The following is a 19,480-nucleotide window of genomic DNA, read 5'->3' as shown; positions in this document are numbered from 1 at the left end:
CTGAATGATGAACGGAAGTACGGGGCGCAGAAGCGGGGGGCGCGGCCGTGTGCGGGCCGCCTCCGCCGCTCTCGGCCTGCTGGCCGGAGTCCTGACCGCGACCACGGTCGGGGCCTCTCCGGCCGCGGCGCTGACACCGCCGGTCGCCCTCACCGCGGACGACCTCACCACCTGGCAGACCAACGGGATCGTCTGGTCGATGGCCGCCGGCGACGGCGTCGTCTACGCGGGCGGCACCTTCTCCACCCTGCGGCCCCCCACCGCGGCCCCCGGTACGAACGAGCAGCCCGCGGTGAACTTCGCCGCGTTCGACGCGGCGACCGGGGCGCCCACCGACTGCTCGCTGTCCTTCACCATCTCCTCGGGGACCGCGACCGTCCGGGCTCTCGCCCTCTCCCCCGACGGCGAAACCCTCTACGCGGGCGGCCAGTTCGGCGCGGTGAACGGTGTCGGCGTGAGTAACATCGCGGCGATCGACACCGAGACCTGCACGGTCAGCAACACCTTCAAGATCGGGGTGTCGGCGACCGTGCGGGGTCTCGCCGTCACCGACGACACGGTCTATCTGGCGGGCGACTTCACCACGGTCGGAGGCCAGACCAGGAGCCACTTCGCCGCCGTCACGACCGGAGCCTCACTGCTGCCCTTCACGGCCAACGCCGACGAGGTCGCACGGGCCGTCGAGGTGACTCCGGACGGGCAGAACGTGCTGCTCGGCGGGGACTTCTTCCGGATCAACGGCACGAACACCCACGCCCTGGCCGTCGTCAACGCGACGACGGGCCAGCTCACCAAGTCCTACCCGGGGTTCATCCACAACAACTCCACGGTCCAGGACATCACCACGGACGCGGGCGGCTTCTACACGGGCAACGAGGGCACCGGCGGTGGCGTGTTCGACGGACGCATCGCGCTGAACCTGAACAACTTCGAGCAGCGCTGGCGGGACACCTGCCTGGGCGCGACCCAGTCCGTGCTGGTGTACTCCGGGGTGCTGTACAGCGGCAGCCACGCCCACGACTGCGCCAGCATGGGCGCGTTCCCGGACCAGCCGCGCAAGCACCTGCTGGCCCAGTCGGTCGACGACCCGAAGCTGCTGCCCTGGTTCCCGGACACCAACGACGGGATCGGGGAGCCGGTCGGGCCGCGTGTGATGGCCCAGACGAGCAGCGGCGGGCGCCACTACCTGTGGGTGGGCGGCGAGTTCACCACCGTCAACACCAAGCCGCAGCAGGGTCTGACCCGGTTCGCGGACGGCCCGGACACGGGTGCGCCCTGGGTGCCCAACGTCAGCCTCTCCACGCTCACCCCCGGGCAGATCGACGTGAACTGGCAGACCAGCTTCGACACCGACGACGGGGAGCTGACCTACCGGATCTACAAGGACGGCTCCAACACCCCGATCCACACGACGACCGGCTACTCGGTCTTCTGGGACCGTCCGCAGCTGACCTGGACGGACACCGACGTCGCGGCGGGCGAGACCCACTCGTACCGGATCACCGCGAGCGACGGCACCAACACCAGCGTCAAGTCCCCGGCCCAGTCCGCCACCGTGGCGAGCGCGACGGAGGCGTACCCGGCGCGGGTCAGGTCCGACGGGGCGAGCCTCTACTGGCGCTGGGACGAGGGCACCTCCACGTTCGCGCACGACAGCAGCGGCAATCTGAACAACGGCTTCCTGCGCAACGGCCCCGCCTACCGGCAGACCCCGGCGGCGGTCGCCGGGCCCTCGACGGCGATCGGGTTCAACGGCACCGACGAGTACGCGTACAGCAACCGGCTGCACACCCAGCCGGCCCGCTTCACCATCGAGACGTGGATCAAGACGACCACGACCCGGGGCGGGAAGATCGTCGGCTTCGGCAACATGACCCAGCAGAACAGCACCCGTCACGACAAGCACATCTACATGCGCAACGACGGGCGCCTCGTGTTCGGCGTCCAGAGCGGCGGGGCCCGCACCGTCGCCACCTCGGGGGCGTACAACGACGGCCAGTGGCACCACGTCGTCGCCACCCAGGGCCCGCTGGGTCAGGGCATGTCGCTGTACGTCGACGGGCAGCTGCGCGCGTCGAACATCCTGGTCTCCGGCAACGAGAGCCAGCCGGGCTACTGGCGGGTCGGCGGGGACAACCTGTCCGGCTGGCCGAACCGCCCCACCAGCAACTTCTTCGAGGGGCAGATCGACGAGACCGCCATCTACCCGACCGCGCTGAGCGGGTCCACCATCAGCGCGCACTACGCCCTGAGGAACGGCTGAGCAATGAGAAACCCGTTCCTGGCCTGCGCCGCCGTCGTCCTGACGGCGGCGGCGCTGGCCGCCTGCGGCTCGTCCGCGGACGGGAACGACCCGGAGGCCGCGGCCGCCCAGCGCCCCGCGGCCTCCGGGCCCGCCGTCCCCGGCCCCTCCGCCACCCCGGCCACCGAGCCCGCCACGCCGCCCACCGAGGAGCCGTCGGCCCCGGGGGCGTCCGCTCCGGCCGCCACGGCCGAGGGCCCGAAGACGCCCGTCGACGAGATCACCCCGGCCACGGGGACGTTCACGAAGAAACAGAAGGAGTATCTGAAGGACCGGGTGCCGAAGGGCATGGACCCGGCGGCCGTGCTCCAGACCGGCCAGGAGACCTGCGACAAGCTGCGCTATCTCGTCAAGGCCGACCGGGACACGGCGGTCGGCGCGATCGTGACGGGCGAGATCCCCGACGCGAAGGACGCGGTCGCCGGGCTGTGCACCCAGCACCAGGCCCTGGTCGACGAGGCGGCGTACGGCTACCCGGACGGCAAGCACTCCGGGAAGAAGCTCCGGCCGGGCGTGTACCGCTCGGCCTCCCCCACCACGGACTGCTCCTGGCAGATCGAGGGGGCGGGCGGCAAGGAGCTGGCCTCCGGCACCTCCGGCACCGGGAAGTCCCGGAAGATCACCATCCCCGATTCCGCCGTCACGTTCACGTCCACAGGCTGCTACGCCTGGCTGCCCGAAGGAGCCGCGGGATGACCGCAGGTACGCCGAAACTCCCGATAGCCGTGGCGATCCCCACGAAGAACGAGGGACTGAACATCGCGGAGGCGGTGAGGTCGGTGCTCGGCCACTTCGAGGCGGTCGTCGTGGTGGACTCCCACAGCACCGACGACACCGTGAAGATCGCCGAGGAGTGCGGGGCCGAGGTGGTCACGTACACCTGGGACGGCGGGCACCCCCGGAAGAAGCAGTGGTGCCTGGAGAACGTCCGCACCGACCTGGACTGGATCCTGCTCCTCGACGGCGACGAGCGGCTCAGCCCCGGGCTGCTGGCCGAGCTGCGGGAGACCTTCCGGAACCCGGACGCGCCGAAGCCGGCGGCGTACGACATACCGCTCGGCTACTGGTTCTCCGGGAAGCGGCTGCGGCACGGATACACCATCCGCAAGCGGTCGTTGACCGACCGGACCCGCTGCCACTACCCGGAGGTCGGGGACCTGGACGCGCCGGGGATCGGGGAGGTGGAGGGCCACTACCAGCCGGTCGCGGCGAGCGCGGGCACCCTCACCCACCCCATCGAGCACCAGGACCTCGACCCGGTGACCGCCTGGTTCGAGCGGCACAACCGCTACTCGGACTGGGAGGCCTGGCTGGAGCACCACCCCCGGGTCAAGGAGCAGGTGCGCCAGGTCAAGTCGCGCCAGGGGCAGTTGTTCCACAAGGCGCCGTTCAAGCCGGTGGTGTCCTTCGCCTACATGTATCTCTACAAGCGGGGATTTCTGGACGGCCGGGCGGGCTTCGACTTCGCGCTGGCGATGAGCTTCTACCGCTGGCAGATCGCGCTCAAATCCCGCGAGAAGCCCGTACGTTGACAAGTATGCCGCTCATCCTCGCCTCCGGCGGACCACGTCCTCGTAGGTCTGCCGGAGGGTGGCGGTGACGGCCTCGATGGTGAACTGCTCGTTCACCAGCTCCCAGGCGGCCTTGCCCGCCTGCTCGGCGGCCTCGGGCTCCAGCAGCTCCAGGATCGCGTCGGCGACCTTGCGGGCGTTGGCCGCGTCCTCGCCGACCCGGCTGTCGATGACCCGACCCGAGCCGGCCCCGGCCACATCGGGCGCCTGTCCGCAGGTGCGGGTGATGACGACCGGGGTGCCGACCGACATCGCCTCCAGCACCGAGACCGGGAACGGCTCCTCGATCGCGGGCAGCACATACACATCGGCCTCGCGATCGGCGGCCAGCACCTCGTCGTGCTCCAACGGGCCTACATGGTGCAGGGATTCGGCCACCCCGAGCTGCCGGGCGAGCCCGAGGGTGCCGGCGAGCGCTCCCGTGTCGGGACCGGCCAGCACGAAGCGGGCGTCCGGGTGGCGGGTGAGGACGTGCGGCATCGCGGCGACGAAGTCCTCGGGCCGCTTGCGCTCCTGGATCCGGGCCAGATACAGCACGGTGGGCGGGCGGCCGGGCTCGCGGGCGGGCTTGCGCTCCTGCGGGCGCACGCCGTTGACCAGCCGGACGGTGCGGGTGAGCGGGACGGGCGCGGCGACGGCGTTCACGTCGACGCGCTCCATCTCGGTGAGGTGCAGCACGGCGTCCGCCTCGCGCAGCACCTTGCGGACCCCGAGGAGGTCGGTGAGCTGGGCGACCTTCTTCTCGGTGGGGTCGATCATGCCGTGGGTCTGGACGACCAGGGGCGTACGGGTCGCGAGTGCGAGGAGCGCCGCGGGGAGGGTCACCAGGTCCCGCATCAGATGCACGTGGACGAGGTCGGCGCCGCGCATCATGCGGCGGGCGGTGTTCAGCAGTCCGGCGGAGGTGATGCCACTGACCTCGAACATGGGGAGGATGTGCCGGGCCTGGAAGAGATGGACCGGAACTCCTTCCACTTCACGAGGCAGTTCGCCATCGGGGAAGCCGTCGCCGAGGGCCATGACGCGCGCGTCGTCGCCGTGCGCGCGCTGCACCTTGGAGAGGTTGAACGCCACTCGCGTCGGACCGCCGAAGGCGTGGTCCGGGGTGTGGAGCGTGACAACGTGCAGGATTTTCACCAGAGTTCCCCTCGACTATGGCCAAGTATTCACAGCGTAGTCATCGGCCCCCCTCAAGTGGGCTGATTCGTTAGAGTGTTCAGCGGTTCACTGATCCCGGGGGGGCGCATGACGTCGGTGCACACGTCGGCGCGGGAGCAGGCCGCTCCCACCGTCACGGGCCCACGGGGGTCCGGGGGGCCCGGTGGCCCTCCGGAGCGGCCGATCGCCTGGTCGATGCTGTCGCGGGCGCTGTCCGTGCCGCTCGTCCTGGGCCTGGTCTGCTTCCTGCCCGCGGTGATCGCCGCCCAGCCCGGCAGCGGGGTCCGGGACACGGCGTACTGGCTCCAGCTGGTGCTGACCTGCTACGCGGGCGCCCGTCTGGCGACGATGATCCTCTCGACCCGGCGGCGGCTGCTCCAGGGCGTCTTCTGGATGTTCGTGTACATCGCGATGGGCGTGGCGCCGTTCGCCCAGGTGGTGATCGGGCAGACGCCGACACCGATGGTGGGGCCGCGCCAGGACCTGGTCACGGCCATCGCGATGGTTCTGGTGGGGTGTGCCGCCTACGACCTGGGGGCACTGCTGGCCTCCCGGCGGCCGCTGCGCCGCCGGACGCCCTCCGCGCGGGGGGCGGTCAGCGGGCCGGCGGTCGCCCATCCGCTGCGGCTCCGCCTGCTGGTGCTGCTGGCGTTCACGGCGAGCGCCTTCTACGTGCTGAAGCTGGGCGGTCCCTCGGTCTTCTTCGCCAGCCGGCAGGAGATCAACGAGACCGTCGCCGCGAGCGGGGTGGTCGCGGAGGGGTCCAATGTGGGCTCGGCGTTCCTCAAGGGCTTCGGGCAGGTCCCGGCTCTGCTGGCGCTGCTCTTCTACACCCGCCGTCTGGCGACCTCCTACCGGGCCCGGCGCAGACCGTCGACGGTGCTGGTGTGGGTGGCACTGGCGGCACTGAACCTGCTGGTGAACAACCCGGTCTCCAACGCCCGTTACTGGTTCCTGACGGTGGTGGTGGCGTTCGTGTTCGCCGCGTTCCCGAGCAGTGCGGCGGTCTACCGGACGGTCCTCACGGCGGGCGTGGTGGGGGCGCTGGTGCTGTTCCCGTACGCGGACAGGTTCCGGTACGAGGAGGGGAGCCAGCGGTCCGTGCAGTCGGCCTCGGTCTTCGATCCGCTGGTGACCAAGGACTACGACCAGATGGTGATGTTCGCCAACACCATCTCCTGGGTCGACACCCGGGGCCATACCTACGGCCGCCAACTGGCGGGCTCCGGGCTGTTCTTCGTGCCGCGCGCGGTGTGGAGCGGGAAGCCGGAGGACACCGGGGTCCGGGTCGGGCAGTGGATGGGGCTGCGGATGACCAACCTGTCGGCGCCGCTGTGGACCGAGTTCTGGGTCGATGTCGGTGCGGCCGGCATGATCGGCGGGATGGCACTGATCGGCTACGCGTCGGCCCGCACCGACCGCCGCTACGCCCTGGCCGTCACTCGGGCGGGGCCCGGCCCGGGGAGTGTGCTGGCCATCGCCGCGCCGCTGATCGCCGGGTACACCTTCATCCTGCTGCGCGGCCCGCTCCTCCAGGCGGCGGGGAAGCTGGCCATCGCCGCGCTGTGCCTGGTCGCGATCAGTACGTACCGGGAGCGGCGGGCAGGGCGTCGGCGGTGACGCCCTCGTCGCCCGCCACCGTACGCCGACGCAGCCGGGCCACCCTGATCCAGGTCGCGGTGGCTTTGCAGAGCGAGCCCAGGAACAGCCCCCAGGCGGCGCCCGGGACGCCCCCGACGACGTAACCGCCCGCGAGGAACGCCACGGCGGTGAGCGAGAAGACGACCTGGATGGCGAGCGTGGTGCGCGGGTCGAGCATGCGCAGGGCGAGCAGCCCGCAGGTGCCGACGGCCATCGCCGCGTACTGGCTGCCTGTTGCCGGGAGCAGGTCGGCGGCCACCGGCCAGGTGTCGCCCAGGAGTTGGCGTCCGGCGGTGTCGGGCAGCAGGGCGAGCACCGTGGCCCAGAGCACGGCGGTCCCCGCGAGGGCGGCGGCGAGAGCGGCGGTGGCCCGGATCCGGCGGCGCTCGTCGCCGATGCGGCCGAGGATCGGCGGGCCGAAGGAGGTGGCCGAGGTGAACAGCACGTTGAGCGGGCCGAACAAGGTGGTCGCCCCGCGCAGCGCCCCGACCAGGAGAGGATTGCCGACCGCACCGAGGCCGAGGACGGACAACTGGCCGGTCGCGTTGCCGACGCCGAACTCGACGGTGAAGCGCTGCCCGAGGTGGCCGCGCCGCAGCATCGGGCGCAGCCGCAGCGGGGATCCGGCGGTGGCGCGGTGCAGGAGGGTGGCGGAGAGGAGCAGCGCGGGGAGGGCGGACAAGCCCCAGACGGCGATCAGCCGGGCCGGGGACGCCCCGTAGTCCTGTACGGAGAGGGCCCCGAGCACACAGCCCAGCCGCAACAGGTCCGAGGCCAGGGCGAGATGGGGCTGCTGGAGGGTGGAGAAGGCGTACCGTACGGCGTCCTGTCCCAGCACCACGGGCAGGACGAGGCCGAGCATCAGCAGGGCGCGGGCGGTGTCGCCGGGGACGAGGGCGCAGACGGCCGCGAGCAGCGCGCCGAACACGGCGGCGGCGAGCACCGTGAAGACCGCGGCGGACCGGCAGGCGCCCCGGGTCTCCTCCCCCGCGCCGCGCTTGAGGACCAGCGGCTGTCCGGTGTATGCCCCCGAGACGCCGAGCAGCACCGTGAAGACCAGGTAGACCGCGGAGAAGCGGGCGAAGTCGGCGAGGGTGGAGAGCCGGGCGGCGGCCACCAGCACCAGGATGTTGGTGAGCGCCGCCACGCCCTGGTCCGCGACCGAGCAGAGGACGGCGGTGCGGGCTCTCACCGGCGGGATGCCGGAAGGGTCAGGGAGCGCAGGCCGAGGGTCTCGGTGGGGTCTCCGGTGGTCTCGGGCCTGTCCGGCTCCGCCGTGGGGGCGGTGGGTCCGCCGCCTCCGGAGCGGCGACGGGCGGACTTCGGGCGGCGCTCGGCGCGGCGCAGCCGGCCCCGGGACGGGTGGAGCAGGGCGCCGAGGACGGAGCCGCCGGAGGCGCTGATGATCTCGCGGATGCGCTCCAGGTCGCTGCGGTGCACCTCGCGCGGGTCGCACACGATCATGACCCCGGTGACCCGGTCGACGAGGGCGACCGCGTCCGCGTAGGCGAGAACGGGCGGGGCGAGCACGATGACGACGGTGCCCGGGCTGTCGGCCTCGCCGACGATCCGGCCGACGGGCGGGGAGGTGAGGGCGCGCGGGACGTTGTCGACGGTGGCGCCGGGGATCAGGGTGAAGGCCCCGGAGCCGGGGACGTCGACGCCCGAGCGGGTGCCGGTGGGCCAGCTGCCGTCGCCCTCCTCGGCGGCCCAGCGCGGCGAACGCGTCTCGTGGGCGGCGGAGCCCAGCTCCCGGGCGAGGGTCGGGGTGCGCAGGTCGGCCTCGACGAGCAGGACGTCCCGGCCCATCTCGGCGAAGGCGGCGGCGAGGTTGGCGGCAGCGGCGGCGGCTGCCGCGTTGTCCCCGCGCGGGGCGGTGACGAGCAGGCGGCGGCTCTCGGCGAACGACGGGTCGTAGGCGAGCCGGAAGGCGACCGCGCGGTACTCCTCGGCGAGCCGGGAGCCGCCGCGGCCGATGGCGAGCATCCCTGCCCCGGCGGCGCGCTCCCGGGGCAGCGTGCCCAGCAGGGGGGCGCCGAGCGAGCGGACCAGCTCGCGGTCGGAGCGTACGGCGGGGTCGAAGACGAGCCGCACCCAGGACAGCAGCAGCCCGAGCGCCAGGCCGACGACGCCGCCGAGGCCGAGGAGCAGGGGCAGGCCCGCGCCGGTGGGCGAGGTCGGGGCGACCGGCTTCTTGTTGAGGTAGCCGGGGGTGGTGTCCAGGGCCTTCAGCTCGGAGATCTTCCGGCTCAGCTCGGAGATGGAGACGATGATGTTGGCGCGGGCGCTGGTGACGTCGTCGGCCGCTCCGACGCCGGCCTGTTCCTCCAACTGGTCGCGCTTCTCCTCCAGCGGCTTCAGCTGGGCGCGGTAGCCGCCCGCCATGTTCTCGATGCTCTCCTCGGTGCGCGCCTTGCGGTGGGCGAGATAGGCGCCTGCGAGGGCTTCGGCGCGGGCGCGGGACTGTTCGGGGGTGGCGCCGGTGTAGGAGAAGCGGAGGGTGAGGGTGTTGGGCGGGTTGGTGACCTGGAGTCCGGCGAGCAGTTTGCGGGCGGTGACGTCGTCGCCCGCCTTGAGGAGGGTGCCGGCGGCCAGGGTGCCGACGGTGTCGCTGACGGCGGTCTGGCGTTCGGAGCCGATGTTGATGCCCTTGTCGGCGGTGGCTCCGGCGGCGAAGGGGTCGGAGATGGCGGACCGGACCTGGACCTCACCGGTGGCGGTGTACGTCTTCTCGCCGCCGAGGGCGAGATAGCCGCCGCCGAGCAGTCCGACGACCACGCCGACGGCCAGCAGGGCTCGGTAGCGCAGGAGTTGGCGGAACTGGTCGCGCAGGAGCGCCGGCTCGTCGTGGTCGTCCGGGACCCGGTTCACAGATGTCATCGGCGGCCACTGTCCTGTCCGTCCCGCAGGACCTCGGCGAGCAGGTCGTCGAAGCGGGCGAGTCCCGCCTCCCGGCTCAGATGGCGTGCGACGTACCGCGGCCCCTCGGCCCCGAGGGCGTCGGCGGCGGCCGGGTCGGCGGCGAGCTTCTGTACGGCTTCCAGCAGGGCGGCCGGGTCCTCGGGGGCGACGAGGACTCCGGCGCCGGAGCGGCGGACCTCGTCGGCGGTGCCGCCCTCGTCGGCGACGGAGGCGACCACGGGGCGGCCGGAGGTGAAGTAGGAGGTGAGCTTGGAGGGGACGCTCATGTCGAGGACCGAGGCGCGCTGGGTGACCGCGAGGACGTCGGCGGCGGCCAGCACGTCGGTGAACTCCTCGGCCCCCGCGGGCTCCAGGAACTCCACGTTGGCGAGCCCCTCGGCGCGGGCGCGCAGGGCGTCGCGCTGGTTGCCGTCGCCCATCAGGACGACGCGGACGCCGGGGGCGAGGCGGGCGGCCTCCACCAGGACCTCCAGGCCCTGCTTGAGGCCCATGTTGCCGGAGTGCAGGATCACCGGGACGCCGTCGGGCCAGCCGAGCCGGGCCCGGGTCGCGGCCCGGTCGGCGGTGGGGCCCTGCACATGGGTCCAGTTGGGGACGAGGCGGATGCGGCCGGGGTCGACACCGAGGGCCCGGACGCCGGGGACGAAGCTCTCGTGGATGACGCCGACGAGGGCGGCCCCGCGCAGTGCGTACCGCTCGGCGGCCGCGGCGACGGCTGCGGCCCGCCCCCCGCCCCGGATGCCGCTCTGCGCGGCGGCGGCGCCCATCAGGTCCTGGACGACAGGGAGGTAGGGCACGCGGTGGTGCCGGGCGAGGCGGGCTCCGATGACCCCGCCGGCGAGGCTGGGCATCTGGGAGATCACGATGTCGGGGCGGCCGGGCGGCGGGGCGATCAGTCCCGTGGCGAGGATGCTGGCCTCGAAAGCGGCGCGTTTCAGGGCAGTCTGACGGGGTGGCACGTAGTGGCGGCGGCGGTGCACGCCGACGCCGCCACGTATCTCCACCGTCCGCCACACGCCCCGATAGCCCTCCTCCAGCCGCCAGGAGGGGTAGTGCGGCATGCCGGTGAGCGCCCGGACGCGGGCGCCGGACGCGGCCCAGTGCTCGGCGAGTTGGGTGGCGTACGGGCCTATGCCGGTCAGCTCCGGCGCGTAGTTGGTCGAGACCAGCAGAAGTCGGCGGCCCCGGATCGGACCCGGCCTTGCAGCATCGGACATCGGACGATCGCCTTCCCCCCACGACAGCCGCTGTTCCCGGCGAGGAACAGCCCCCGTCGAGCTTATCCGTTCACGGCTTGCACAAGTGTTCTTCACAGTAAGGTCGTTGGAACATCACCGGATCACGTTCACCGTGGGGGGAGAGATACGGATGGTGCAGCACAGGGTGGGTTACGCACCCGGGGTGTACGACCTGTTCCACGTCGGGCACCTCAACATCCTGCGTCATGCCCGCAGTCAGTGCGACTACCTGGTCGCGGGGGTCGTGTCGGACGAGATGGCCGCGCTCGCCAAGGGCCATACGCCGATGATCCCGCTCCGCGAACGACTGGAGATCGTCCGCAGCGTGCGCTTCGTGGACGCCGCGTTCGTGGAGACCGTGCCGGACAAGGTCGAGACCTGGCAGCAGGTCCGGTTCGACGTGATCTTCAAGGGCGACGACTGGCGGGGCACGGAGAAGGGGATGAAGCTGGAGCGCGACTTCGCCGAAGTGGGCGTGGAGGTCGTCTACTTCCCGTACACCGTGCATACGTCCAGCACCCAGTTGCGGCGAGCGCTGGACGTCCTCGTCAGCCGGCCCGGAGCGCTTTCAGCTCCCTGAACCACTTGGCGAGGAAGGCCGCCAGGAACAGCGTGTGCACGAGCGCGAGCACGGCGTACCCGGCGCGGAAGGCCCCGGGTGCGCCGAGCAGCAGGAACACCAGGCAGAACACCCCGTAGTCGGCGGGCAGCAGGGCCACGGCCCGTACCCGGGAGACGGGCGCCGCCGGGGGCGCCGCCCAGGACGGGCCCCGGGCACTCGCCGCCGCCTTGCCGAGGTGTTCGCGCAGGAGCCCCGCACAGAAGGTGACCACGGCGGCCAGCTGAAAGCCGAGCGGCAGCAACAGCCATGCTTCCGAGGGCAGTTCACCGAAGCGGTAGAAGGAGATCAGGACCGCGGTGTGGACGAGCAGCAGCTTCCCGCAGTCCACGACATGGTCCAGCCACTCCCCGTCGGGCCCGCCCCGGCCGGTGAGCCGGGCGAGCTGCCCGTCGGCGGAGTCGAAGGCGAAGCCGACCGCGAGGGCCGCGTAGACCAGGACGGCGAGCGTCCAGGACGGCTCGACGAGCGCGACCGACGCCACCGCGCCGCAGGTGAACAGCGCGCTGATCAACGTGACTTGATTGGGCGTCAGACCCGCCCGGTAGGCCCCGGCCGCGAGCACGCGGCCGGCGGGCCGGTTCACGTACCGCGAGTAGAGCGAGACGCCCTTGGCGCTCTTCTGTGCGCCGCGCAATTCGCGCAGCACGGTGCCCGTGCTTCCCACTACGCCCCCCAGCGTCCGGCAGTGCCCGCATCATGGCACGCGGTTCCGGGGCCTGGGGGTGTTTGGCCGCGACGGGGTGGGAGTACGCGCTTACTTCCTGTCGGTGAGCTGCTCGTCGAGCTCGTCGAAGAGCAGCTCGCCGTGGTCGACCTGGCCGGTGCGGTAGGCGGAGCGGGCCACCAGGTGCGAGGCGACCGGCCCGGTGAGCATCTGGAAGAAGGCGATGAGGCCGAGGGTGGCGAGGTCCATGCCGCTGCGCAGCCGCAGCGCGACCCCGGCCAGCACCAGGATCAGGCCGAGGGTCTGCGGCTTGGTGGCGGCGTGGCTGCGGGAGAGGACGTCGGGCAGCCGCAGCATGCCGATCACCCCGAGCAGCGAGATCGCGGCGCCGACCAGGACGAGAAGGGCGCCCGCCGTGTCGAGGAGCTGGAGCCAGACGTTCACTTGGGGTCCTCCTTGGTCGCTCCGGAGCCGGCGTCGGAACCGGTGTCGGCCCCTGGGCGGCTGCCGGTCCCGGGAGCCGCCCCGGGAGACGGGGCGGTCGCCGTCACGGCCTGGGGCCGGTCGCGCACAGCGATGAAGCGGGCGATGCCCACCGAGCCGGTGAACCCCAGGAAGGCCAGCACCAGCATGATCGGAAAGTAGAACGAGTCCAGCGCCACGGCGGACTTGGCGCCCAGCCCGGCGATGATCAGCGCCGCGATGACGTCCAGCGAGATCGCCCGGTCGAGCATGGAGGGCCCGCGCCAGATCCGGACCATCAGCAGGAGCCCGGCTGCCAGAACCAGGACGATGGCGGCGGTCAGCAGGACGCGGTCGATCTGTTCGAAGACGCTCATGGTGCGGGCCTTCCGGCGGCGAGCTGCGGTGGTGGGGGCGGTTCGGCGACCCGGGCGATCTCGTCGGCGGTTCCGAAGGCCCGTACGGTCAGTTCCTCCAGCCGCCAGACCTGGCGCCGGGCCGCTTCCAGTTCCTCGGGCCGGTCGGCGTCCAGGACGTGCAGGAAGACGGTCGCGGTGGCTCGGCGCATCTCGATGACGGAACCGCCCGGGACATTCGAGACGGCGACGGCGACGGCGGCCAGCATCAGGTCACTGCGGCAGCGCAGCGGTACGCCGATGACGGCGGCCCGGTGCGGCACCCCGGCGAAGATCTGCCGGGTGACCTTCACGCCCGAGGTGTACATGTCGTAGAGCAGATACCCGGCCAGTCGGAGGATGCCCCAGGGATGGAGCCGGAGGCCGAGGTCGACCGGGGGCAGCGGGAAGGCCAGACAGACGGCGGCCGCGACGATCACGCCCGTGATGATGTTGGCCAGATTGAACGTGGACCAGAGCAGCACCCAGATGAGCGTGAGCCAGGCGATCAGCGGCAGGTCCAGCACGCGTCCGCGACGGCCGACCCGGCAGCTCAGCGGCGGCAGGTCGGTGTCGCGGAACGAGAACCGCAGGAAACGGCTCACCGGCCCAGCACCTCCTCGATGTAGGGCGTCCGCTCCAGCAGTTCCACGGCCGAGCGGTCGGTGAAGGCGGTGAGCGGTCCGGCGAACACCGTGAAGGACAGGGCCAGCGCGACGGTCGCCGCGGTGGCTGCCATCATGGGCCGGGGCAGGCGGTTGGTCGTGGTGACCGCTCGCGCCCGAAGCGTGGCGGTGGCCGCGCCCTCGGACGGACGGTCGAGCACCGCGATGCCCTCGTCACCGGTGCCCGGAACGCCGTCGGGACCCTCGTCGGTGTCGTCGTCGCTGTCGTCCCCGGACTCCAGGATCGTGCCCGACTCGGCCTGTCCGGGCGGCGCCGCCCGCCAGAAGGCAAGGTTCCACACCTTGGCGGTGACGTACAGCGTCAAGAGGCTGGTGACGACCGAGCCCGCGACCAGGATCCAGGCCCAGGCGCTGCCGTCGGCGACGCCCGCCCGCATCAGACCCAGCTTTCCGATGAAGCCGGAGAGCGGGGGGATGCCCGCCAGGTTCATGGCGGGGACGAAGAAGAGGAGGGCCAGTATCGGTGCGGCCTTGGCCAGTCCGCCGAGCCGGGTCAGCTCCGTGGTGCCGCCCCGGCGTTCGATGAGTCCCGCCACCAGGAACAGGGTGGTCTGGACGGTGATGTGGTGGACGACGTAGACGATGGCACCGCCGTACGCCTCCCGGGTGGCGAGGCCGATACCGAAGATCATGAAGCCGATGTGGCTGATCAGGGTGAAGGAGAGCAGCCGCTTCAGGTCGGTCTGGGCGACCGCGCCGAGGATGCCGATCACCATGGAGGCCAGCGCCACGGCCATCAGGAGGTCGCCGATCCGGTTGCCCGGGAAGAGCAGGGTCTCGGTCCGCATCATGCAGTAGACGCCCACCTTGGTCAGCAGCCCCGCGAAGACGGCGGTCACCGGTGCGGGCGCCGTCGGGTAGGAGTCGGGCAGCCATGCGGCCAGCGGGAAGACGGCGGCTTTGATCGCGAAGACCGTGAGCAGCATCGCCTGGATCAGGGTCTGCACGCCGAGCGAGAGGTCGGGCAGCCGTTCGGCGAGCTGCGCGAGGTTCACGGTGCCCAGGGCCGCGTAGGTCATCGCGATGGCGATGAGGAAGACCATCGACGAGAACAACGAGATGATCACGTAGGTCGATCCGGCGCGCATCCGGGGGCCTGTGCCGCCGAGGGTGAGCAGCACGAAGCTGGCCACCAGCATGATCTCGAAGCTGACGAAGAGGTTGACCAGGTCGCCGGCGAGGAAGGTGCAGGAGACCCCGGCCACGAGGATCAGGTAGGCCGGGTGGAAGACCGCCAGCGGGGTCTCCTTGTCCCGGTCGGTCATGCCCTGGCCGAGGGAGTAGACCAGTACGCAGAGCGTGACGGCCGAGGAGACGGTCAGCATCAGTCCGGAGAGCCGGTCGGCGACCAGGGTGATGCCGAGCGGAGGCGCGAAGTCGCCGAGGTGGACGGAGAGCGGGCCCTGCCGGTCGGCGGCGATCATCAGGGTGACCGAGAGCCCCAGGACCGCGGTGAGCACGGCGACGCTGATGAAGCGCTGGAAGCGCTGCAGCCGGGTGCCGAAGGTGAGGCTGAGTCCGGTGGCGCACAGCGGCAGGAGCACCGGCAGCGGGACGAGCGCGTTCATCCGGCGGCTCCTCGTTCGTCTCGGGGGTAGCGGTCGTCGGCCTTGGCGTCGCCGTCGCGTGCGTAGTCCTCGGGGTCGGCGCCGATGATGTCGTTCCAGAGGTCGCCGGAGGCGTCGCGGCCCCGGGCCTGGCGGGCCCGGTCGGCGCGGAGCCGGTCGCGGAGCCGGCGGCGCTCCTCGCGGTAGCGTTCGCGCTCGTCCGCCGTCGGCTCGGATCCGGAGCGGAACTCCTCCCGCAGCTGGGCGCGTTCGGAGAGCACTTCGGCCCGTAGCACGATGCGCCGGTCCTCCAGGTCGTCGTGCACCTCGTCGGTGCCGGTGATCTGGTGACTGCGATAGGCCATGGCGAGCAGGAAGGCGGTGGTGCCGAGGGTGATCACGATCGCGGTCAGAGCGATCGCCTGGGGCAGCGGGTCGGTGACCCGGCGCAGATCGACCCCGTAGAGAAGGGGCGCGGCACCTGCGGTACCGGTCGAGGCGAGGATCAGCAGGTTGACCCCGTTGCTCAGAATGACGGCGCCGAGCAGGATCCGTGTCAACGGTCGGGTCAGCATGAGAATGCCGCCCACGGCGCAGAGGACCACGGCCGTGAGGAGGAGTGCGGCGCTGACGGTCATCGGGGGTCCCCTTCCGCCTCGGGGCCGCCCGTGGCGCTCAGCGCGCCGGCGGCCCGCTCGATCTGCCGGTCGATCTTGGCTCCGAGGGCCCGGACGATGTCCAGGACGACGCCCAGCACCAGCAGGTAGACCCCGAAGTCGAACAGGATCGGCGTGCTCATGTGGAAGTCGCCGAACACCGGCAGATGTCCGTGGTAGGTGAAGGCGTGCAGAACGGTTCCGTCGATCAGGCCGAGGAGGCCCACCCCGGTCGAGATGAAGAGGCCGAGTCCGGTGAAGAGCCCCGGTTGCAGGGGGGCGGCCTGGGCCAGTTCGAAGCGACCGCCCGCCAGATAGCGGGTGATGAGGGCGACCCCGGCGACCAGTCCGGCGACGAAGCCGCCGCCGGGCATGTTCTCGGCGCAGAACAGCAGGTAGACCGAGAGGATCAGGATCGGGTGGAAGAGCAGCCGCGCCACCACCTCGAAGACGATCGAGCGGTGTTCGGGGGCGAGGGTGGATCCGGCGGCGAGCCAGTCGCGCTCCGGGGCCACCTCGTCGCCCTGCGGCAGCCGTGCGGTGTGCTCGGCCGCGATGGACCAGGCGGTACGGCCCTTCAGCTCGTCCGCCGTCATCGGTCCCTCGCTGCGGCGGTGCAGGTAGATGAGGCTGGTGACCCCGATCGCCGCGGCGGCCAGCACCGCGGATTCCCCGAGGGTGTCCCAGGCGCGCAGGTCGACGAGGATGGTGGCGACCACGTCCTTGTACCCGTGTTCCTGGACCTCCTCGACCATGGCCGCGCCCGCCGGTTCGGCCGTACGCGCGGCGGCGGCCGCCCAGACGGCGACGCCGACGGTACCGGCCGCGACGAGCGCCACCGGGATCCGGATCGCGCGCCGCCAGGGTGAGACGGTCTCCTCGAAGTGGACGGGCATCCGGCGCAGCACGAGGACGAAGACGATCATCGCGACGGTCTCGACGCAGAACTGGGTGAGTGCCAGGTCCGGTGCGCCCTGGACGACGAAGAGCAGCGCGGTGCCGTAGCCGATCAGCCCGCTGAGGACCACGGCCTTCATCCGGCGCCGTACGGTCAGGCAGAGGAAGGCGGCGACGCAGGTGAGCACGGCGATGCCGCCCTGGAGCGCGTTGTCCCACAGCCGAGGGGCCGGAGCGCCCTGCCAGGGCTGGTCGGTGGCGAACACGGCGAGCTGGCCGCCGGCCATCACGAGCAGCGTCGTCGCCAGGTAGACCGAGAGGGAGCCCCGCTGGACGAAGCCGGTGACCTGGAGGGCGAGACGTTCCTGCCCGAGCAGCAGATGGCCGAAGACGCTGTCGGCGGTGGGCCAGGCGACGCGTCGGGACACGCCGGCGACGGTGTCCCGGGCGAGGAAGAGGGCCGCTCCCGCGATCCAGGCGATGGCGGAGAGCAGCAGGGCGACGCCGAAGCCGTGCCAGAGCGCGAGGTGGTAGGGGTCGGAGGAAGCCGGATAGCTGTCGGCGTAGGCGCTGAACAGCCGGTCGGTCAGGCCGACGCCGGGGCCGAGCACCAGGCCGAGCACCGCGAGCAGGGCGGGCGGGGCCAGGAAGGCCCAGCCGACCCGGTGGACGGGGGTGTCGGGGACGCCGGGCTTGCGGGCGAAGGCCCCCCAGACGAACCGCAGGGTGTAAGCGGTGGTGAGGGCGGAGCCCGCGACGACGGCGGCGAGCGCCCAGCGGTCGGCGGCCGAGCCGTGCAGCAGCGCCTCGAAGGCCGCTTCCTTCGCGGCGAATCCGAGCAGCGGAGGCAGGGCTGCCATGGAGGCGGCGGCGAGGACGGCGACCCCCGCGACGTACGGCAGGGAGCGGCCGACACCGGAGAGTCTCCGCAGATCCCGGGTACCGGTGGAGTGGTCGACGATGCCGGTGACGAGGAAGAGCGGGGCCTTGAACAGGGCGTGGCCGAGGATCATCGCAACGGCGGCCAGGGCTGCGTCCCGGTTGCCGGTCCCGGCGAGCAAGGTGAGGAAGCCGAGCTGGCTGACGGTCCCGTAGGCGAGGACCAGCTTCAGGTCGTTGAGGCGCAGGGCGCGCCAGCCGCCCAGCAGCATGGTCGCGCCTCCGAGCACGATGACCACCGGTTTCCACACCGGGACGTCGGCGAAGGCAGGGGAGAGCCGGGCCACCAGGTAGACCCCGGCCTTGACCATCGCGGCGGCATGCAGATAGGCGCTGACCGGGGTTGGGGCGGCCATGGCGTTCGGAAGCCACATGGAGAACGGCCAGATCGCAGACTTCGACAGCGCCCCCGCGAGGATCAGCACCAGGGCGACGGAGATGGCGAGGCCGGTCTCCGGGGGGTCGGCGACGATCTCGGAGATGCGGTAGGTGCCCGCGGCATGACCGACGATCAGGAAGCCGACCAGCATGGCGAGGCCGCCGAGCGTGGTGACGGTGAGCGCCTGGAGCGCGGAGCGTCTGCTGTGCCGGTGTTCGCTGCTGTGCCCGATCAGCAGGAAGGAGAAGACCGTGGTCAGCTCCCAGAACACGTAGAGCGTGATCAGGTCGTCGGCGAGCACCAGGGCGAGCATCGCGCCCGCGAAGGCGAGGAGGTTCCCGGCGAACCGGGCCAGTTGCGGGGTGTCGTCCCTGAAGTACGAGGCGCAGTAGACGAGGACGAGGGCACCGACCCCGGCGGCCATCAGGACCATCAGCTCGGAGAGTGCGTCCAGCCGCAGATCGAGGCCGACGTCGTAGTCCGGAATCCACTTCCAGCTCCAGGTGACCGCGTCACCGGCGGCGGCGGTGCTCCACTGGGTGAACGCCCAGACGGTGGCCGCCGCCGGGGGCAGCGCCAGCACGAGGAAGGCGCGCCGACCGAGCCGGTGCATCAGGGGGCCCGCGAAGGCGGCCAGGAGGAAGTGGCCGATGATGAGCCCGATCACAGCGCGGTGTCCGGGTCGGGCGGCGAACAGACCGGAGTAAAGGGCACCGAATACAGATATACGCCCCCGCTGGATTCCCCGGACCGGCACGCCGCGTGCCTACCGGCAGGCTGAGACCGGACGCCGTCCCGAGAAAGCGTCAGCTGGGGACGGGTGGATGGCTGCGCCAGGAGTTTGAGGCGTTCCGCGTCGTACCGCACGGGAAGAGCCTAGCGCGAGCATTTTGACGACTTCTTTACGGGGGTCTTTCCGTCCTTTGAACGAGTGCGGCGGGTCTCCCCGCCCCGCCCTGAACGCGGTTCACGGGAGAACCGCGACCCCGTCGATCTCGACCATCGCCTGTGCGTCCCAGAGCCGGGCGACCCCGATGACGGCCATCGCCGGGTAGTCGCGGCCCGCGAGCCTGCGCCAGATCCGGCCCAGTTCGCCGGAGTGGGAGCGGTAGTCGTCCACGTCGGTGGCGTAGACGGTGACCCGGGCGAGGTCGGCGGGGGCGCCGCCGGCCGCGTGGAGAGCGGTGAGCAGATTGCCGAGCGCGAGCGCGAACTGCTCGGGCAGGGTGGCCCCGACGACCTTGCCCTCCGGGTCGAGCGCGGTCTGCCCGGCGAGGAAGACCAGGTGCCCGCCGGTGGCGACGACGGCGTGGCTGAAGCCGGTGGGCGGGGAGAGTTCGGCCGGGTTGATCCGGTGGGACGGACTCATGCGGGCGGCTCCTGGGTCGGGGAGGTCCGGAC

At 71.8% G+C, this 19,480-nt stretch carries 17 protein-coding genes; 5 read left to right on the top strand and 12 right to left on the bottom strand.

Annotated elements, in window-relative coordinates:
* Positions 1-4: 4 nt before the first annotated feature.
* The 3 genes from WQO_RS27605 to WQO_RS27595 are packed head-to-tail and all read left to right on the top strand — an operon-like array spanning position 5 to position 3,834.
* Positions 5-2,263, top strand: a complete 2,259-nt coding sequence (locus tag WQO_RS27605; protein WP_050992292.1) for a LamG domain-containing protein — start codon at positions 5-7, stop codon at positions 2,261-2,263.
* Between the two features lie 3 nt (positions 2,264-2,266).
* A complete protein-coding gene (locus tag WQO_RS27600) occupies positions 2,267-2,998 on the top strand; it encodes a hypothetical protein (protein WP_010059490.1) in 732 nt (243 codons plus the stop codon).
* Positions 2,995-3,834: a glycosyltransferase family 2 protein gene (locus WQO_RS27595; RefSeq protein WP_010059491.1), complete on the top strand. Its 840-nt coding sequence runs from the start codon at positions 2,995-2,997 to the stop codon at positions 3,832-3,834. Before WQO_RS27600 ends, WQO_RS27595 begins: the two co-directional genes overlap by 4 nt.
* Before the next feature lie 12 nt (positions 3,835-3,846).
* Here the strand turns inward: WQO_RS27595 and WQO_RS27590 are convergent, their stop codons facing one another.
* The gene (locus WQO_RS27590) at positions 3,847-5,010 is read right to left on the bottom strand and encodes a glycosyltransferase (RefSeq protein ID WP_010059492.1); all 1,164 of its coding nucleotides are present in this window, start codon (positions 5,008-5,010) and stop codon (positions 3,847-3,849) included.
* Between the two features lie 108 nt (positions 5,011-5,118).
* Between WQO_RS27590 and WQO_RS27585 the strand changes: the two genes are divergently transcribed.
* A complete protein-coding gene (locus WQO_RS27585) occupies positions 5,119-6,651 on the top strand; it encodes a hypothetical protein (RefSeq protein WP_029182187.1) in 1,533 nt (510 codons plus the stop codon).
* On the opposite strand, the gene WQO_RS27580 is transcribed toward WQO_RS27585, so the two are convergent.
* From WQO_RS27580 to WQO_RS27570, 3 genes are read right to left on the bottom strand one after another with little or no spacing between them, the layout of a single operon-like run.
* Positions 6,611-7,864 (bottom strand): MATE family efflux transporter, encoded by a 1,254-nt coding sequence (locus WQO_RS27580; RefSeq protein ID WP_010059494.1) that lies wholly within the window; start codon positions 7,862-7,864, stop codon positions 6,611-6,613. The genes WQO_RS27585 and WQO_RS27580 overlap by 41 nt on opposite strands.
* Complete coding sequence (locus tag WQO_RS27575; RefSeq protein WP_029182188.1) at positions 7,861-9,552, bottom strand: LPS biosynthesis protein; 1,692 nt, start codon at positions 9,550-9,552, stop codon at positions 7,861-7,863. Before WQO_RS27575 ends, WQO_RS27580 begins: the two co-directional genes overlap by 4 nt.
* Positions 9,549-10,811, bottom strand: a complete 1,263-nt coding sequence (locus tag WQO_RS27570; RefSeq protein ID WP_010059497.1) for a glycosyltransferase — start codon at positions 10,809-10,811, stop codon at positions 9,549-9,551. Before WQO_RS27570 ends, WQO_RS27575 begins: the two co-directional genes overlap by 4 nt.
* A gap of 151 nt (positions 10,812-10,962) precedes the next feature.
* Between WQO_RS27570 and WQO_RS27565 the strand changes: the two genes are divergently transcribed.
* Positions 10,963-11,412 (top strand): FAD synthase family protein, encoded by a 450-nt coding sequence (locus WQO_RS27565; protein ID WP_010059498.1) that lies wholly within the window; start codon positions 10,963-10,965, stop codon positions 11,410-11,412.
* Here the strand turns inward: WQO_RS27565 and WQO_RS27560 are convergent.
* The 8 genes from WQO_RS27560 to WQO_RS27525 all read right to left on the bottom strand — a co-directional run bounded on the left by WQO_RS27560 (position 11,381) and on the right by WQO_RS27525 (position 19,448).
* On the bottom strand, positions 11,381-12,118 hold the full coding sequence (locus WQO_RS27560; protein ID WP_010059499.1) for a CDP-alcohol phosphatidyltransferase family protein: 738 nt from the start codon (positions 12,116-12,118) through the stop codon (positions 11,381-11,383). The genes WQO_RS27565 and WQO_RS27560 overlap by 32 nt on opposite strands.
* Before the next feature lie 90 nt (positions 12,119-12,208).
* The gene (gene mnhG, locus WQO_RS27555) at positions 12,209-12,562 is read right to left on the bottom strand and encodes a monovalent cation/H(+) antiporter subunit G (RefSeq protein ID WP_010059500.1); all 354 of its coding nucleotides are present in this window, start codon (positions 12,560-12,562) and stop codon (positions 12,209-12,211) included.
* Positions 12,559-12,957: an MrpF/PhaF family protein gene (locus WQO_RS27550; RefSeq protein WP_079055602.1), complete on the bottom strand. Its 399-nt coding sequence runs from the start codon at positions 12,955-12,957 to the stop codon at positions 12,559-12,561. Before WQO_RS27550 ends, mnhG begins: the two co-directional genes overlap by 4 nt.
* Positions 12,954-13,580: a Na+/H+ antiporter subunit E gene (locus WQO_RS27545; RefSeq protein ID WP_010059502.1), complete on the bottom strand. Its 627-nt coding sequence runs from the start codon at positions 13,578-13,580 to the stop codon at positions 12,954-12,956. The genes WQO_RS27550 and WQO_RS27545 overlap by 4 nt, the downstream gene beginning before the upstream one ends.
* Positions 13,577-15,229, bottom strand: a complete 1,653-nt coding sequence (locus tag WQO_RS27540) for a Na+/H+ antiporter subunit D (protein ID WP_010059504.1) — start codon at positions 15,227-15,229, stop codon at positions 13,577-13,579. Before WQO_RS27540 ends, WQO_RS27545 begins: the two co-directional genes overlap by 4 nt.
* Complete coding sequence (locus tag WQO_RS27535; protein WP_010059506.1) at positions 15,226-15,846, bottom strand: Na(+)/H(+) antiporter subunit C; 621 nt, start codon at positions 15,844-15,846, stop codon at positions 15,226-15,228. The genes WQO_RS27540 and WQO_RS27535 overlap by 4 nt, the downstream gene beginning before the upstream one ends.
* Positions 15,843-18,746 (bottom strand): Na+/H+ antiporter subunit A, encoded by a 2,904-nt coding sequence (locus WQO_RS27530; protein ID WP_010059508.1) that lies wholly within the window; start codon positions 18,744-18,746, stop codon positions 15,843-15,845. The genes WQO_RS27535 and WQO_RS27530 overlap by 4 nt, the downstream gene beginning before the upstream one ends.
* Before the next feature lie 300 nt (positions 18,747-19,046).
* Positions 19,047-19,448: a RidA family protein gene (locus WQO_RS27525; protein ID WP_010059510.1), complete on the bottom strand. Its 402-nt coding sequence runs from the start codon at positions 19,446-19,448 to the stop codon at positions 19,047-19,049.
* Positions 19,449-19,480 lie beyond the last annotated feature (32 nt).

Source organism: Streptomyces globisporus C-1027 (assembly GCF_000261345.2).
GTDB lineage: Bacteria > Actinomycetota > Actinomycetes > Streptomycetales > Streptomycetaceae > Streptomyces > Streptomyces pakalii.
Note: the sequence above shows the minus strand (reverse complement) of the source record. Positions and strands in the feature narration are given on the sequence as shown.